The following is a 15,370-nucleotide window of genomic DNA, read 5'->3' as shown; positions in this document are numbered from 1 at the left end:
TCGGCTGATAACGCCGTCCGGTCCCGTCGACCGGCCCGACTCGGCCGGCAGCGGCACCTGCGGCCCCGGGAAGGGCGGGCGAATTCACTGGCGGGAACGGAGCGCTCCGGTCCATCCTGACCGGCATGCCGACCTCCGCCCGTGATCCCCACGCCGCCTTCGACCCCGGCGCGCTCGCCCGCAAGCCGACCCTGCCCGGCGCCACCGTCACCCTCGTCCCGCTCTCCGCCCGGCACGCCGGCCCCATGTGGGAGTCCACCGACGACGAGGAGACCAACCGCCTCACCGGCACCCGCCGGGTCTTCACCGAGGACGAGATCCGCGACTGGTGCGCCACCCGCCCCGAGCAGCCCGACCGCCTCGACCTCGCCGTCGAGGACCGGGCCACCGGCCGCTTCCTCGGCGAACTCGCGCTCAACGACGTCGACCCCGACAACGCCTCCGCCCACTTCCGGATCGCCCTCGCCCCCGGCAGCACCGGCCGCGGCATCGGCACCGAGGCCACCGTGCTGCTGCTGCGCCACGCCTTCGGGACGGTCCGCCTGCACCGCGTCCAACTGGAGGTCTACGCCTACAACCCGCGCGCCGTCCGCGCCTACGAGAAGGCCGGTTTCCGCCACGAGGGCCGGGCCCGCCAGGCCCACTTCTGGGGCGGCGCGTACCACGACGTCCTGCAGATGGCCGCCCTGCGCCCCGAGTGGCTCGCCGCTCACCCCTGATAGGGCGGCCACTGCTGCGGCGGCGGCGGATAGGCCTGGTGCGCCGCCGCCGCGGCGGCCCGCGCCCGCCGGCGCCGCCCGCGCACCACCAGCAGCACCGCCACCACGACGCCCACCAGCACCACTCCGGCGACCACCGCGGTGCCCATCAGCACCCACTTCACGCCGCGGTTCTCCGCGGTCACCGGCACCGTCACGGGAGGCGGCGACTCCCACTCCTCCTCGCTCGGCGAGGCGGTCACGCCCCCCTTCGCCTCCGCCCGCCCGGCCAGCGGATTCTCCCGCGGCCCCCCGTCCACCGCCGGATTCACCTCCAGCGCCTTCGCCGGCGACAGCACCCCGTACCCGTACCGCTCGCTCGGCACCGCCGATCCGTCGGCGGGCGGGGTGGCGCTCTTGATCATCCGGTTGATGACCTGCCCGGCGGAGAGCTCCGGGTACTTCGCCCGGATCAACGCGGCGGTGGCGGAGACGTAGGCGGTGGCGTCGGAGGTGCCGTTGGCGACGCCCTGCGAACTCGTCGACTTGGCACCTGCCCGGGGGATCTCCGCGCCCGGCGCCACCAGGGTCGTCTCGGGACCGGAGCTCGACTTGCTCCAGATCAGCCCGTTGCGGTCCACCGCGCCGACCGCCACGACCCCGGGGAAGGCGGCCGGATAGTCCACGGAAGCGCCCTTGTCCCCGTCGTTGCCCGTACTCGCCACCAGGACAACGTCCTTGTCCATCGCGTACTTCACCGCCGCACGCTCGTCGGGGTCGGCCCCGGAAGGCCCTCCGATGGACATATTGACGACCTTCGCACCGTGGTCAACGGCATAGCGGATCGCCCTGGCGATGTCCGACTGGTCCGAGGGTGACTCCTGAGTCAGATCGATCCGAATCGGAAGGATCTTGGCCTTGGGTGCCAGGCCCACGATGCCGGCCCCGGTACCGTGGCCGTGGCCCGCGATGAGACTCGCCATCCCGGTGCCGTGGCCGTTGGTGTCCACCGTCCCGTCGGTCTTCTCCCCGGTGAGGTCCACTCCGGCCAGGACCTGCCCCGTCAAGTCCTGGTGCTCCTTCAGCACGCCGCTGTCGACGACGGCAACCGTGACACCTTCTCCCTGCGAGACGGGCCAGATCGCCGATTCCGCCCGGTAGGTCACAAGGGGCCACTGCGCATCGCGCACATTCTCGGCATGGACAGGACCCGTGCCCACGGCCGCCAGCAGTGCGCCGGCCATCAGCACAGCCGCCCTGCGGCCAAGACGCCAGCTCCTCAAGTCCCGCCACCCCACTCAGCACAGAGGCCGCCCTGCAGCCTGGACGGCCGCAGGGCACCCGATCGATCGGCCCAAGACCCGCAGGCCGGGCGTCATTCCACCACGTTCGGATTGACCGGGTCGTCCGACGCCCAGGTCTCCTCGTCCTCGACGAGGTAGTCGGGACGGCTCCGCTTCCTCTCGTCGTCCCTCCGGCCCCGGTCGACGCCACCCAGCGGAACCATGGGCGTCTGCGCAAGCGGGCTGCCCGCACCGGTCTCCGGCCGGATCCGTCCGCGCGCTCCCACGCCCGAACCGCCCTCGGTGAAGGCCTGCTTGCCACCGCCGCTCCTGCCTGAGTGGTCCTCGGCACCGACAATCGCGCCACCGACTCGACCGGCCTTGCCCTCGAGGGTGCCCCTGCCACGGTCGGCGCCCGCGCCGACGCTGCCGCCACCACTCGCCCCTGACATGCCCTCGGCCCCGAAGACCACACCGCTGCGGCCGGCCCCGGACCTCCCCGGAGTCCCTTCGCGGCCACCGCGCGCGGCTTCCGAAGCGACCTGCCCGTTCCACCCGGCGCCGGGCCCTTGTCCCTGCCTGACAGCCGGGCCGAAGGACTGCGGGATCCCGCTCGGGTGGGAATTACCTGCGCCGTTGCCGCCCTGCGGCGCGACGGGCTGCGTGACCGGGCTGTTGGGCAGGGTCTGGTTTCCGCCGTTCCCCGGCGAACCAAGGATCGACGTACCGCTCCCCCCGGACGGCAGCGGCCCGCCGGATGTCGACGGCGTGGGAACGGCGGCCGCGCCGTCCACGACGGTCCCGGCGCCGAACTTCGCCGGCGCGGCCTTGGGTGGCGGCATGGCAACGCCGCCCTTGACACCGGGGTCGGAGGGAGCCGACGGCGCCTTCGAGAACGACGGGCTCGTCCCTTGCGGGTTCGCGCGTCCCGCGCCGACCGTCCGGGGATCCGCCACCGCCCCCTCGCGCGGGCGGTACACCGGCGCCGCGCCGGGGCCGACGTTGCCGACACCGACCCCACCGAGAAAGCCACCCACAGCCGCGTAGCCGCTGGAGCCCGCGTCGTCGGCCGGGCCTTCCGTGAATTCGTCCTTGCCCCTGCCCTTGCCCGGTGGCCCCGGGGGTGGTGGGGGCTTCAGCATCGGACTGGCCGTGCGGTAGTGCATCGCGAGGGTCTGCAGGACGGTGGCGGCTTCGGACTTCTTCTGGTTGGCGATGTCGGTGCGGGCGTCCTCATCGTCGGCGCCGAAGAGGGAGGAGAAGGTGTCGCCGACGCCGTCCTTGAACTGGGCCCAGCCGCTGGGCTCCTCGGGCATGTCGCGCTTGGCCTTGGCCATCGCCTCGGAGATCGCCTTGAGGGTGTTGGCCGCGTCGTTGGCGTAGGAGGCGGTGGTGTTGATGGTGGTGGCGAGGTGGAGCATGCGGGCGTGGAAGGCGTCGCTGGTGCTGCCCTCCCAGGAGGTGGCGGCCTCGGTGCTGGCGCGGGTGAGGGTGGCGCGGATGGCCTTGAGGGTGTCCGCGGCGCGGCGCCAGGGGTCGGCGGCGGCCATCACCTCACCGGGGTTGAGGGCCTGGACCATCTTGCGGAGTTCGGCGTGGCTGTAGGCGCCGAAGTCGGTGTACGTCACCGGACCCCCTTCCCGTCGTCGTGCCGGGCCGGGGCGGTGGTCGCGGCGTAGGCGGCGGTGCTGGTGGCGGAGGGGTTGGCCACGGACCAGCCGTCGTCGCCGAGTTTCAGCTTCGTCTTGGTCCGGTGTTCCTGCTCCTCGTAGTTGGTGGCGGTGAGTTCGGCCTTCTTCTGGGCCTCGTCGACCGCGTCCTGGAGCTGGTTGAGGACGTCGCGCAGGCCGTCGCGCATGGTCTGGTAGCGGCCGTGCAGGTCGGTGGCCTCGGCGAAGGTGCCGAGCGAGCTGGGTCCGATGCCGCTGCGGCCGTGTGTCGCGTTGCCGTCGGCATGACGCTGGAACTCGGCCAGCAGCAGGCGTACTTGGGCGGCGAAGGCGTGCAGCTGCTCGACCTCGACGCGGTAGCCGCGTCCTGCCCCGCCGGTCGATCCGGTTCCGTTCCCCGTTGCCACGTGCGGCGCCTCCCCCGTGCGTCCGGGCAGTGTGTCGTTGACGGTTCTGGTGAGCCAGTCATGTCTAACACACGGGCCGGTGCTCTGGTGGGCCGTCAGTCCGCGTCCGGCGTCCGGCTCGCGGCGGCGAGGGCGCGGCGGCAGAGCGAGTCGGCGTGCCGGGTGGTCTCGGGGAGGCGGTAGCGGGGGGCGAGGGCGAGGGTGGCCTCGACGGCCTCGGCGAGGCCGATGCGGTGGCCGACGGAGACGAAGACGGGCTTGACGCCGGGACGGGTGCGCAGGGCGCGGCCGACCTCCTCGCCGGTGGCCGGGTCGGTGAGCGGGGTCGAGTCGCCGCGGGCGGGGCCGGGTTCGCGGTGGTCGAAGGTGAACGGGGTCTTGGCGACGCCGAGGGTGCGCAGGCCGGTGAGGACGCCGAGGTGGCTGGCGAGGCCGAGGCGGCGCGGGTGGGCGAGGCCGTAGCCGTCGCAGACGACGGTGCCGGGGCGGTGGGTGAGGGCCGCGAGGGCGTCGAGGACGGCGGGGAGTTCGCGGAAGGCGAGCAGGCCGGGAACGTAGGGGAAGGCGATGCGTCCGGTGGCGGTGGCCTCCTCGACGACGGCGAGGGTGGCGCGGTCGAGGACCACGGCGGCCGCGACGACGAGGTCGCGGGCGTCGTCGTAGGCGACGTCGACGCCGGCGATCAGCCGGTCGTCGCCGGCGTCGGTGCCATCGCCCGCGGTGGCTCCGATGGCGCCGGCCGGCCGGACGAGCGGGCGCAGGCGCTCCTGTTCGGCGAGCGCCTCGGCCTCGGTGGTGGGCCAGTCGGCGGGGATGGGCACGGCGGTTCCCCCTGGGTGCGCGGAGCGGTGGTGCGGTCGCGCCCACGGTACCGAGCGGGTCGGACGGGCGGAGCCGCCGGTCCCGTACCCGCCGACCGGCGCGCGGAGCACCGCGCGCCGGTCGGCGGGTACGAGCGGGGGCCGGACGGTTCAGGCGGTGGAGACCACCACCGTCTTCGCGGACTTGTCGTGGATGCACTGCCGGTAGGGCTTGTCGAAGACACCGAACAGGCCGTCGATCAGCCACCAGAGCCCGGCGCAGCAGAGCACGGCGGGCACGATGAAGACGGCCGCCCTCGTCCAGGCGGCCGCCTGTGTCGGGGAGTTGCCGTCGACGAGCATGGCGACCCGGATCTTCATGGCCTTCTTGCCGAGGGTCTGCCCGTCCCGGCTGAGCATCAGGCCCTCGTAGACGAGGTAGAGCCCGCAGGCGAGCCAGAAGGCGCCGGCCGAGCCGGAGCGGTCGGAGAGGGAGGCGAACGGCAGGACCAGCAGGACGGCGACGGCCTGCACCAGCAGGTAGTCGATCAGCCGGGCGAGGATCCGGTTGGGCCAGCTGCCGAGCGGCGGCATGCCGGGGACGGGGCCGGCGCCGGGCGTGCCGTACCCGGCGGGGCCGTAGCCGGGCGGGGGCTGGTCGTACGGCGACCCGCCGTAGGGCTTCTGGCCGTACGGCGGGCCCGCGGGAGCGCCGCCGTAGGTGCCGCCGTACGCGCCGGGGCCGCTGTCCGGCGGCGGGCCGGCGGGGGGCGGAGTGCCGTACGGGTCCGACGGCGTACCTTCCGGCGTGCCGCCGCCCGACTGCGGGGGCTGCTTGCCGAAGGAGGGCTTGCCGCCCCCCTCCGGCTCGGGGCCTGAGGGGTCGTAGGTGCTCATGCCCCGAGTAGAACATCACACTTTGTATGAACTTGGGATATTGACTCCGTTTTGTCCGACATGACCATCGGACGGAAGGCCGGGCGAGGTCAGAGCCGGACGACCCGGGTGCGCGCCGCCCGGTCGTGCCAGCCGCGCCGGGCGGGCCGGTCGAACAGCGGCCAGAACAGGCCCGCCACCAGCAGCGTCGAGAGCTGCCTGACCAGCCAGCGGAGCAGCGAACGACCGATCCCCGGACGGTCGGGGGCGGTGGCCGCCGCCGTGCGGGCCACCGCGACCACCCGGATCCGGGCGAGCCGTTTGCCGAAGGTCTGGCCGGTGCGGGCGGTCGGCAGGACCTCGTAGAGCAGGCCCACGAACAGCAGGATGCCGAGCAGGACGGCGGCCTTGCCGAGCACCGTGCCGTCGACCAGCCAGACGTCGATCTGGCGGTGGGTGAGCCGGCTGGCCATCCGGGCCTGGTCGAGCTTGCGCTGGAGGTGGGCCTCGACCGAGCGGCCGAGCGGGGCGCCCGCCGCGACGGCGACCACGGCCAGCACGGCGGTGTCGACCAGGCGGGCGGCGACGCGGCGCCCGAGCCCGGCCGGCAGCGCCGCCGGGGCCGCCCCGGCGGCCCTCACCCGGCGGCGCGGGGCGGGGGCAGGGGCAGGGGCAGGCGAACGGACGGCGGCGGGACGGGCCGCGGTCGGACGGACGGCGGACGGCACGACAGGAGCGGCCGGCACGAAAGGGGCGGGCTGCACGGACGGCGCCGGTTCGGCGTCCCGCACGGCCGCCACCGCCGGGAGCGGATCGGCGAGCGGATCCGGAAGCGGATCCGGGGCCGATACCGGCGACGGGGCGGGCGGCGCGGCCTGAACCGGAGACGGCACCGGAGAGGGCATCGGCGACAGCACCGGCGACGGCACCGGAACGGGCCGCGGGCCGGCCGCTTCGGAGCCGCCCGCCCGCTCCGGGGCGGCCGGCGCTTCGGCGGGCGGGTCCTCCACCGCCTCGGGCAGCACCCCCCAGGACACCCAGCGCGACGCGTCTCCCGAATCCCTCGGGCCGTGCCACTCCCGGTGGTCCGCCCGCCCCCCGACCGGCTCCGGTCCCGGTACCGGCTCCCGCCCGGGCTCCGGTACCGGATCCCGCCGGAACACCCGCCCGGCCGGCTCCACGCCAGACGCCCGCTCCCCGCCGCGGCGGAACACCGGCCCGTTCTCCGGCACCGCGAAGGTGAACGACGCGCCGCCGCCCGTCTGGTCCAGGTACACCGGCCCGGTGTCCCCGCCGGAGGACGGCCGCCCCGCGGGCTCCCCCGCCGGCTCGTCCGCCACCGGCGGCGGCACGTACCGCCCCGCGCCGACCGCGGCCCCCGGCCGGCGGGTCGCGTACCGGGGCGGTTCGAGCACCTCGCCCTCCGCCGGGGCGGGCCGGCTGGTGCCGGGCACCCAGGCGGACCCGCCCCAGTAGCGGACGAAGCCGGGGACGGAGGGGTCGGGGTAGTAGCCCGGCGCGGGACCGGCGGCGGTCTCCGTGCTGCCGCCGGCGTGGGGCCGGTCCGTCATGGGGGCTCGCTTTCCTGGCAGGCCGATGCGGCTCGCCCGGCGGGGAGCTGTGCGCGACGGTGGCACGGGCGACCCGGGGTGGCTCCGCCGTCGGCGCGCGCGGAGGTACCGCCGAGGGGGCGGACAGTCGCCGGGCAGTCACAAAGAGTAGTACCTCGGCGGGCGGGCGGCGCCAAGTTGGCCATTCACCGGACACGCCAGGGCCGCCCACGGTAAGGAAGACGGCGCGAACGCCCGGCCACGCGCCCGTCGTCCCGGGCGCACCACTGCGCACACGACCGCCGTCGAAGCTCCGCAAGAAAACCGAGAAATCCCGGAAACCCGTGTAAGAGCGCTCCCTGACCGCGCTCTCCCAAGGCACAGGGCCCTGAACCGGGCACGAACCGCAGGCAGAGAGGAACCCGATCATGGAGCGCCCGACGAGCGTGGTCGAGCACGAGCTGGAGCTCAACCTGGTGCTCTCGCCCGAGCACAGCGTCCCCGTGCCGGCCCGGCTGTCCTACGGCAGCCACGACCCCTTCGCCGTGCACATCACCTTCCACCTGGACACCGGCTCGCCGGTGACCTGGGTGTTCGCCCGGGAGCTGCTGGTGGAGGGCACCTTCCGGCCCTGCGGCCAGGGCGACGTGCGGATCTGGCCGACCCGCTCGGGCCGGCGCAGCGTGCTCTGCCTGGCGCTGAGCTCGCCGGCCGGGGACGCGCTGCTGGAGGCGCCGCTGCCGGCGGTGGCCGCCTGGCTGGAGCGGGCGCACCGGCTGGTGCCGCCGGGCAGCGAGCTGGCCGCGCTGGACATGGACGGCTCGCTGGCCGAGCTGCTCGCGTGACGCGCCGGTCCCCCTCCTCCCCCCGGGGTGACCGGGCCGGCTCAGCGGGCCGCGGGGGCCTGCTGACGCTCGCGCGCGGAGTCCGGCCGCTCGCCGCGCTGGCCGGGCAGCGCCGCCGCCGGCCCACCGGCCGCCAGGCGCCGGGCGCGCACGCGTAGCGCGGCGGCCAGCAGGAAGCCGATCCCGACGAGCGGGTAGATCGAGGTCGGGATCTGGCGCAGCGGCGACAGCTCCAGCACCAGCGCGCCCTGCGGCTTGGCGAGCCACATCGCGAAGGACAGGAAGGCGACCAGCGTGGCGGCGAAGGCGACCCGCCAGCGGACCTTCCGGACGGCGGCCGGACGGGCCCGTTCGACCGCCGCCTCGCAGGCGAGCAGGACGAGCAGCGGCACGCACCAGACCCAGTGGTGGGTCCAGCTGATCGGCGAGATCAGCACGGCGGTGACGGCGGCGCAGCAGACGCCCCAGGCCTCGGAGCGCGAGAGCCAGCGCGAGCTGCGGGCCGCCCAGGCGGCGACGCCGAGGCCGGCCACCGCGACGACGACGGCCGCCAGGGTGGCGGCGGTGCCCGGTTCGGCGGTGTGCAGCAGCCGGGCGACGGCGCCGCTGAGCGCCTGGTTGTCGACGATCTCGGTCTTGCCGACCCGGGAGGAGTCGTAGAGGTACTTGGTCCAGAAGCCCCAGGTGGCGTCCGGCAGGACGAGCGCGCCGATCAGGAAGGTGCCGAGGAAGGTCGCGCCGGCCACGAACGCGGCCCGGACGCGGCCGGTGAGCAGCAGGTAGACCGCGAACAGGCCGGGGGTGAGCTTGATGCCGGCGGCGATGCCGATCGCGACGCCCTTGCTGCGGCGCGCGTCGGGCCGGGTGAGGTCCCAGAGGATGAGGCAGGCCAGGGCGAGGTTGATCTGGCCGTAGCGCAGCGTGGTGTAGACGGGTTCCAGCCAGACGCCGGCGCCGGTGACCAGGATCACGCCGATCGCGCGCAGGTCCCGGCGCGGCCAGCCGACCAGCTTGAACGACAGGTGGGTGAGCAGCGCGAGCAGGCCGAGGTTGCAGAGCGTGACGGCGACGCGCAGGAACGGGATCGGGAACCAGGTCGTCGGCACGAACAGCATCGCGGCGAACGGCGGGTAGGTGGCGGGCAGGTCCCACTGCGTGACGCGCAGCGCGTAGAGGTCCTCGCCGTTGGCCACCGCGGCGCCCTCGGCCCGGTAGACGATCATGTCGACCATCGAGGTGTGCGCGAAGTGCCGGACCACCGCGTAGGCGAGCAGGGAGAACAACGCGACCGCGGAGGCGGCCAGCAGGGGCCGGCGCGGAGCCTCGCGCAGGGCGCGCAGCGGTGCGCCGAGGGCGGCGCGCAGCCGGTCCGACAGGGGGGCGGGGGCCCGGTCCGGTGTGGTGGGCACCGCGCCGCGCTCGTCTTGCACCGCTGTCACTCTTCGCTCCGTCCGCCGGTCGGCCAACCAGCGACGATACCCGATGCCCCGCGGCCCGCCCCGATCGGACCAACTACGGAGAGTGACCGGGCGGGATGTGGTGCCGGCCGGCCGTGCCCCGTTGCGGTCGGGGCACGGACGGCCGGAGTCGGTGGTGCGGGCTCAGCCGGTGTAGGCGCCGAGGGCCCGGGTGAAGTCCAGCGGCTGCTGGACGATCGAGCTGCAGCTGGCGTCGGCGTACGGCTTGGCGCCGCCCTCGCAGGCCTTGTCGCGGGTGCCGGACCACATCGCCAGCCAGGCCAGGTGCTTGCTCTTCGCGAAATCGGCGAGCTGCTTGGCGTCGGCGACGGTGAAGACCTCGCTGGCGACGTCGTTGACGCCGATCATCGGGGTGACCGCGACCTTGCGCCAGGCGGCCGCGTCGTCGAGGCCGAGCACGCTCTTCACCTGGGCCTGGGTGGCGGTGGCCGCGGCGATGGCGTACGTGCCCATCCGGCCCTGCGGGTCGGGGGCGACGCCGTCGCCGTAGTCCATCGCCATGATGTTGACCGCGCCGATCGCCACGCCGTTGTTCTTGGCGTCGGCGATCAGGTTGACGCCCTCCTGGGTCAGGCCGGAGGGGAGCACCGGGAGGGTGAAGGAGACCTCCAGGGGCTTGCCCTTGGCGGCGGCGTTCTTCTGGATCTGGGCGATGGCCTGGGCGCGGCGGGCGTTGGCGGCGGCGTTGGCGATCGCGCCGCCCTCGACGTCGAAGTCCACCTTGGTGAGGCCGTAGGCGTCGACGGTCTTCTGGTAGACGGCGGCGAGGTCGGCGGCCGAGGAGCAGGCGAGGGCCAGTTCGGAGCCGTTGGCGCCGCCGAAGGAGACCCGGACGTCGCCGCCGATCGCGCGCAGGGCGCCGATCTGGGCGGCCACCGCGTCGGCGGCGAGGTCGCTCACGCCGCCCCACTTCGGGGTGCAGCCGCCGCCGGAGACGACGAAGGCCAGGTTGAAGTGCTTGACGCCGGTGGCCTTGGCGGTGGCGACCAGGTCGTAGGGCGGGTAGAGCGAGGTGTCGACGAACGGCGTGAAGCCGGCGCCGGCGGCCGGGGCGGGGGTGCCGGTGGCGGTGGCGGTGGGCGCCGGGGTGGTGGGGACGGCCGTGGTGGTGGCGGTCGCGGTGGCCGTCGGGGCCGGGGTGGTGGGCCGGGGGGTCGCCGTGGCGGTCGGGCTCGGCGCGCCGGTGGTCGGGGCGCCGGTGGCGGTCGCGGTGGCCGAGGCCGAAGCGGTGGCCGAGACGGTGGGCGAGGCCGAGGCGGACGGGGAGGCCGTCGCGGTGGTGGTCGGGCGGCCGGACGGGGTGGGCGCGGTGCCGTCCCCCGGCTTGCAGGACGCCTTGTTGATCAGGCAGTTGCCCGGCTCGGCCTGCGCGGCGCCGGAGCCCTGGGCGACGAAGCCGACCACGACGCTCTTGCCCGGCTCCAGCCGCTTGCTCCACGCCTCCGGCTTGACGGTGATGTGCTGGCCCTCGGCCGTGAAGGTGGCGTTCCAGAGCGAGTCGATCTTCGCGCCGGCCGGCAGGTCGAAGGTGAGCGTCCAGTCCTCGATGGCGCTGCCGTCCGGGTTGGTGACCAGGTACTGGCCGGTGTAGCCGGCGTCCCAGGCGCTGGTGCGGCTGTAGACGGCGCCGAGCGAGGCGGCGCTGGCCGAGGAGGCGAGGACGACGACGCCCCCGGCGACCAGGGCGGCGGCGACCACCGAGGCACCGAGCAGCACGCCCTTGCGGCTTCGCCGGCGGCGGCCGCTGGAGCGGCGGTGGGGCTGCTGGGTCGTCATGGGGGCTTACCTCCGGGGCTGGCAGGTGTGCGGTCGGGCTGACCGACGCCGATGACGCTAACGGCGCCGAATGGCCGGAAACCGTCTGCTGAGCCAGGGGTAGAACTCCCTTACGGCGCGCTTAAGAAAGAGGGGGAGCGCACCCCCGCCCCGCCGCTCCCCCGGCCCTCTGTCCCCGCCCGAGGCCCTGACGAAGCGCCGAAACCTTTCGCCACAGGCGCGCGGCGGCCCCGGTCAGCGCGGGAACAGCGGCCCGCGGCCGCGGCGTCTGCCGGTCCGTGCCGGGGCGGTGCCGTCCTGCCGGACGCGCAGCCGCAGCCGGATCTCGGCGCCGCCGAGCACGTCCGACCTGCCGAGCGCGAGGTCGCCGCCGGTGGCCTCGGCGAGCTTGCGGACGATGTCGAGGCCGAGGCCGGTGGAGCCCTCGCCACCGTGGCCCTCGCCGCGCTTCAGCGCGGCCTCGGGGTCGGTGAAGCCCGGACCGGCGTCCCCGACCAGCACGATGACCGAGCTCTCGGTGAGCAGCACGTCCACCGAGAAGGCGGTGCCGACCGCGGTGTGCCGGAAGACGTTGCCGAGCAGCGCGTCCACCACCGCCGCCAGGTCGCCGCGCTGGACCGGGACGGGCGTCTCGCGCTCGGCGCCGGCCAGTTGCCAGGGGCGGCCCTCGTCCTCGGCGAGCGCGGACCAGAAGCCGACCCGATCGCGGATCACCTCGGCGGCGTCGCAGCCGACGGTGACGGCGGGCGCGTCCTCGGGTGCCCGGCGGGCCGAGCGGATGATCTGGTCGACCTCGCGCTCCAGCTGCGACACCGCGTGCCGGGTGGCGTCGGCCGCGTCGCCCTCGCCGAGCGAGGCGGCGTTCAGCCGCAGCACGGTCAGCGGGGTGCGCAGCCGGTGCGACAGGTCGGCGGCCAGCTCACGTTCGGCGGCGAGCAGTTGGACGACCCGGTCGGCCATCGCGTTGAACGCGTGGGCGGCCTCGTGCAGCTCGACGGGGCTGCCGGCGGCCTGCTTGCCGTCCACCGGCACCCGGACGGCGAGGTCGCCCGCGCCCAGCGAGCGCGCGGCAGCGGCGAGCCGGCGGGCCGAACCGACGATCCGGGCGCCCATCCGGTCGGCGACCAGCACCGAGATGGCGACCAGCCCGAGCGCCACCCCCGAGAGCACCTGCCAGGCGGTGGCGACGCCCCGGGTGAGGTCGCCGTCGGCCACGAACACCTCCACCACGGCGGTCCGCTCGGCGTCCACCGCGACCGGCTGGAGCAGCGCGTAGCCGCCCGGCACCTCGACGGTGAAGGACCGCCCCTGGCCGAGGGCGACGGCCACGTCGGCGTCCAGCGCCCGGACTTCGCCGATGGTCGCACCGGCCTCGTGCCCGGTGGCCGCGGCGGACGTTCCCGGCGCCGCCACCGTGCCCACGGCCACCCCCGTCCCGCCCGGCGCTGCGGCCACCCCGCCCGCAGCGCCGATCGGACCGGACGCGACACCGCCGCCGGCACCGGAAGAGGCACCGGCCCCGGCGGCGCCCTCCTTCGCCGGCAGGTGCACCGCCATCCGCTCCTGCGCACCCGCGTCCGTCGAGGCCACCGCCCGGGCGATGGCGTCCTCGTCGGTGGTGATGGCCAGCGCCGGGCCGAGCGCCGCGGCCTGCCGCTCGGCCGCCGTGAACGCCCGGTCCCTGGCGGTCTGCTGGACCATCAGGCCGAGCGGGATCAGGAAGGCCAGCGCGACCATGGTGGTCCCGGCCACGGCGGCCTTGATCAGGGCCCAGCGCAGCGAGTGCCGCAACCGCCTCATGTCCGGCGCTCCACGGGGACGGGTCCGGAGGACTGCCCGGACGCCTCCAGCCGGACCCCGACCCCGCGCACGGTGTGCAGGTAGCGCGGGTTGGACGCGGTCTCACCGAGCTTGCGGCGCAGCCAGGACAGGTGCACGTCGATGGTCTGGTCGCCGCCGTAGGTCTGCCGCCACACCTCGGCCAGGATCTCCTTGCGCGGCACGACCACGCCCGGCCGGGCCGCGAGGAAGGCCAGCAGGTCGAATTCACGGCGGGTCAGGTCCAGCCCCCGCCCGTCCAGCGAAGCCTCCCGGCGCTGGAGGTCGATCGCCAGCCCGCCGACCCGCAGCACCTGGCTGACCGGGGCCGCCCCGCCGCCGAGCCGGCGCAGCACGGCGGCCATCCGGGCACTCAGGTGCTCCCCGGAGAACGGCTTCACCAGGTAGTCGTCGGCCCCGTCGTTGAGCAGCCGGACGATCTCGGCCTCGTCGTCCCGGGCGGTGGAGATGATGACCGGGACGTTGGTCAGGCCACGGATCATCTTGAGCGCCTCGCTGCCGTCCAGATCCGGCAGCCCGAGGTCCAGGATCACCAGGTCGCAGCCGACCTGGGCGACCTCGCGCAGCGCCTCAAGTGCCGTGCCCACGCTGCGGACCGCGTGGCCGGTGTCGGTCAGGTGGCGGATGAGGGCGGATCGTACGAAGGGGTCGTCCTCGACCACGAGCACTGTTGCCATGGGGCTGCACGGTACGCCATCGGCCCCGATTGGTCTGTACCTCGGGGTGGTTCGCGCCGGTCTGCGGGGAGTCCGCCGCACTTGTGCAAGTTCCCTGTGGAAGTACCGGGGTGCCCGTCTGCGCGACCCGGAGATACGGCAGGATGTGCGCACGATGCGGAACGGACTGGTACAGCTCGGCGCCTGGGCGGCGGCCACCGGGGCGGCGGTGGCGCTGTCCTGGTTCGGTGTGCACGCCGTGCTGACCGGCGCCGCGTTCGAACGGCCCAAGGCACTGCCGCTGCCCTCGCCGGCGTCGGCCGACGGGGCGAGACCCGTGCCGACTCCCTCGGCGACGCAGCCGCAGGCGGCCGACCGCACCGGGCCGACCGCGACGCCGTCCACCGCCCGGGCCTCGGCGGCCCCGCCCCGGCCCACGGCCCACGCCACCCCCACGGCCCCGTCGGCCGGCGCGTCGGGCCCGCAGCGCCCGGCGCCGGCCGCCGGCGCCACGTCCTCCGTGCGCAGTTACCCCGTCCCCGGCGGCAAGGTCGCCCTGGACCTCCAGTCGGACCACGCCTCGCTGGTCTCGGCCACCCCTGACTCGGGATGGCAGATGCAGGTCTGGAACGGCCCGCAGTGGCTCCGGGTGGACTTCACCAAGGACGACCAGGCCAACTCGGTGATCGTCTCGTGGAACGGGTACCCCCCGAGGGTCGACACCGTCGTCCGCTGACCGGGGCCGGTCACCAGCGCTCGAAGGGCACGTAGCCCGGCAGGTAGGGCCCGCGGTACCGGGAGCGGTCGACCAGGGTGTGCCTGGTCCCGCCGGGCACCCCGATCGCGGCGAGCACCACGGTGCCGTACGCGTCCCGCACCTCGTAGGGCTCGGCCAGCGAGGCGGCGCCCCGGTCGACGGCGTAGTCGTAGGCGTAACAGACGTCCGGCACCGCCACCGCGAGGTCGATCACCCCGTCGCCGTGCCGGGCCAGGTGCCCGGCCAGTTCCCGGCCGCGCGGGCCGATCGCCTGGACCAGCGAGGTCAGCACGAACCTGGTCCCGGGCCCCCGCAGCACGTAGGAGACCGTCTCCGGCTCGCCCGTCTCGGGTCCGGCGTACGCGGCGCAGCGCAGCCCGAGCGCGACGGCGTACCGGTGGGCCGCCCGCTCGGCGTCGGCGACCGCGAAGACCACCGCGTCGGCGCGGCCCATCGGCAGCAGGCCGGGCTCCTCCGGGCCCCCGGCGGTGGCCGGGCCGACCGCGCCGGGCCCGGGCGCGCCGAGGCCGGCCGGGCCGGGGCCGGCGGCGAGCAGCACGCGTTCGGCGGCGGTGTCGGTCATGTCAGCCCTCCCGGACGGGGTACGGGACCACGGGTCGCCCCGGCACGCCGGGTCGGGGCGGACGCACGGGGTTGTGGCTGGAGGGTGGCGCCGGGCCGACGTCCGCGCAACTGTTCCGTTTCCTCCTGGTCAAGCTGTGCTCCGGGGCGGGA

The 15,370-nt window shown here is 75.1% G+C and carries 13 protein-coding genes and 1 pseudogene; 3 read left to right on the top strand and 11 right to left on the bottom strand.

Annotated features, from left to right (window positions below):
• Nucleotides 1-125 precede the first annotated feature (125 nt).
• Nucleotides 126-719, top strand: a complete 594-nt coding sequence (locus tag ABT093_RS14745; protein ID WP_350564153.1) for a GNAT family N-acetyltransferase — start codon at nucleotides 126-128, stop codon at nucleotides 717-719.
• Here ABT093_RS14745 and mycP read toward each other — a convergent pair.
• The 6 genes from mycP to ABT093_RS14715 all read right to left on the bottom strand — a co-directional run bounded on the left by mycP (nucleotide 710) and on the right by ABT093_RS14715 (nucleotide 7,305).
• Nucleotides 710-1,942, bottom strand: a complete 1,233-nt coding sequence (gene mycP, locus ABT093_RS14740; RefSeq protein ID WP_350564152.1) for a type VII secretion-associated serine protease mycosin — start codon at nucleotides 1,940-1,942, stop codon at nucleotides 710-712. The genes ABT093_RS14745 and mycP overlap by 10 nt on opposite strands.
• Before the next feature lie 131 nt (nucleotides 1,943-2,073).
• Nucleotides 2,074-3,561, bottom strand: coding sequence for a WXG100 family type VII secretion target (locus tag ABT093_RS14735; protein ID WP_350564150.1), 1,488 nt, complete (start codon nucleotides 3,559-3,561; stop codon nucleotides 2,074-2,076).
• A gap of 44 nt (nucleotides 3,562-3,605) precedes the next feature.
• Entirely contained in the window at nucleotides 3,606-4,058 is a 453-nt protein-coding gene (locus tag ABT093_RS14730; protein WP_350564148.1) for a DUF2563 family protein, read from the bottom strand.
• Nucleotides 4,059-4,153: 95 nt separating this feature from the next.
• The gene (locus ABT093_RS14725) at nucleotides 4,154-4,879 is read right to left on the bottom strand and encodes an endonuclease V (protein ID WP_350564146.1); all 726 of its coding nucleotides are present in this window, start codon (nucleotides 4,877-4,879) and stop codon (nucleotides 4,154-4,156) included.
• Between the two features lie 150 nt (nucleotides 4,880-5,029).
• Complete coding sequence (locus ABT093_RS14720; protein ID WP_350564145.1) at nucleotides 5,030-5,755, bottom strand: RDD family protein; 726 nt, start codon at nucleotides 5,753-5,755, stop codon at nucleotides 5,030-5,032.
• Nucleotides 5,756-5,844: 89 nt separating this feature from the next.
• Nucleotides 5,845-7,305: an RDD family protein gene (locus ABT093_RS14715; RefSeq protein WP_350564143.1), complete on the bottom strand. Its 1,461-nt coding sequence runs from the start codon at nucleotides 7,303-7,305 to the stop codon at nucleotides 5,845-5,847.
• A gap of 407 nt (nucleotides 7,306-7,712) precedes the next feature.
• Between ABT093_RS14715 and ABT093_RS14710 the strand changes: the two genes are divergently transcribed.
• Nucleotides 7,713-8,129 (top strand): SsgA family sporulation/cell division regulator, encoded by a 417-nt coding sequence (locus ABT093_RS14710; protein WP_350564141.1) that lies wholly within the window; start codon nucleotides 7,713-7,715, stop codon nucleotides 8,127-8,129.
• A 41-nt stretch (nucleotides 8,130-8,170) separates the two neighbouring features.
• On the opposite strand, the gene ABT093_RS14705 is transcribed toward ABT093_RS14710, so the two are convergent.
• From ABT093_RS14705 to ABT093_RS14690, 4 genes are all read right to left on the bottom strand, one after another.
• The gene (locus ABT093_RS14705) at nucleotides 8,171-9,568 is read right to left on the bottom strand and encodes a glycosyltransferase 87 family protein (RefSeq protein WP_350564140.1); all 1,398 of its coding nucleotides are present in this window, start codon (nucleotides 9,566-9,568) and stop codon (nucleotides 8,171-8,173) included.
• A gap of 162 nt (nucleotides 9,569-9,730) precedes the next feature.
• The gene (locus ABT093_RS14700; RefSeq protein ID WP_350564138.1) at nucleotides 9,731-11,383 is read right to left on the bottom strand and encodes a glycoside hydrolase family 18 protein; all 1,653 of its coding nucleotides are present in this window, start codon (nucleotides 11,381-11,383) and stop codon (nucleotides 9,731-9,733) included.
• Between the two features lie 234 nt (nucleotides 11,384-11,617).
• Nucleotides 11,618-13,183: a sensor histidine kinase gene (locus tag ABT093_RS14695; RefSeq protein WP_350564137.1), complete on the bottom strand. Its 1,566-nt coding sequence runs from the start codon at nucleotides 13,181-13,183 to the stop codon at nucleotides 11,618-11,620.
• Nucleotides 13,180-13,899 carry a response regulator transcription factor gene (locus tag ABT093_RS14690; protein WP_350564135.1) on the bottom strand — a complete coding sequence of 240 codons (720 nt, stop codon included), beginning with the start codon at nucleotides 13,897-13,899 and terminating at the stop codon, nucleotides 13,180-13,182. The genes ABT093_RS14695 and ABT093_RS14690 overlap by 4 nt, the downstream gene beginning before the upstream one ends.
• Nucleotides 13,900-14,053: 154 nt before the next feature.
• On the opposite strand from ABT093_RS14690, the gene ABT093_RS14685 reads away from it, so the two are divergent.
• The gene (locus tag ABT093_RS14685) at nucleotides 14,054-14,614 is read left to right on the top strand and encodes a hypothetical protein (protein ID WP_350564133.1); all 561 of its coding nucleotides are present in this window, start codon (nucleotides 14,054-14,056) and stop codon (nucleotides 14,612-14,614) included.
• A 28-nt stretch (nucleotides 14,615-14,642) separates the two neighbouring features.
• On the opposite strand, the pseudogene ABT093_RS14680 reads toward ABT093_RS14685, so the two are convergent.
• Nucleotides 14,643-15,089, bottom strand: a pseudogene (locus tag ABT093_RS14680) (VOC family protein); the annotation flags it as partial.
• Nucleotides 15,090-15,370 lie beyond the last annotated feature (281 nt).

The organism is Kitasatospora sp. NPDC002551 (genome assembly GCF_040296005.1).
GTDB lineage: Bacteria > Actinomycetota > Actinomycetes > Streptomycetales > Streptomycetaceae > Kitasatospora.
The sequence above is the reverse complement of the archived record's forward strand: the minus strand, read 5'-3'. Positions and strand labels throughout refer to the sequence as shown.

Excerpts from the sequence above, each read along its gene's own strand:
- mycP (WP_350564152.1), bottom strand. The coding sequence starts at position 1,942 with ATGGCCGGCGCACTGCTGGCGGCCGTGGGCACGGGTCCTGTCCATGCC.
- ABT093_RS14710 (WP_350564141.1), top strand. The coding sequence starts at position 7,713 with ATGGAGCGCCCGACGAGCGTGGTCGAGCACGAGCTGGAGCTCAACCTG.
- ABT093_RS14685 (WP_350564133.1), top strand. The coding sequence starts at position 14,054 with ATGCGGAACGGACTGGTACAGCTCGGCGCCTGGGCGGCGGCCACCGGG.
- ABT093_RS14720 (WP_350564145.1), bottom strand. The coding sequence starts at position 5,755 with ATGAGCACCTACGACCCCTCAGGCCCCGAGCCGGAGGGGGGCGGCAAG.
- ABT093_RS14735 (WP_350564150.1), bottom strand. The coding sequence starts at position 3,561 with ATGGTCCAGGCCCTCAACCCCGGTGAGGTGATGGCCGCCGCCGACCCC.
- ABT093_RS14690 (WP_350564135.1), bottom strand. The coding sequence starts at position 13,899 with ATGGCAACAGTGCTCGTGGTCGAGGACGACCCCTTCGTACGATCCGCC.
- ABT093_RS14715 (WP_350564143.1), bottom strand. The coding sequence starts at position 7,305 with ATGACGGACCGGCCCCACGCCGGCGGCAGCACGGAGACCGCCGCCGGT.
- ABT093_RS14745 (WP_350564153.1), top strand. The coding sequence starts at position 126 with ATGCCGACCTCCGCCCGTGATCCCCACGCCGCCTTCGACCCCGGCGCG.
- ABT093_RS14700 (WP_350564138.1), bottom strand. The coding sequence starts at position 11,383 with ATGACGACCCAGCAGCCCCACCGCCGCTCCAGCGGCCGCCGCCGGCGA.
- ABT093_RS14695 (WP_350564137.1), bottom strand. The coding sequence starts at position 13,183 with ATGAGGCGGTTGCGGCACTCGCTGCGCTGGGCCCTGATCAAGGCCGCC.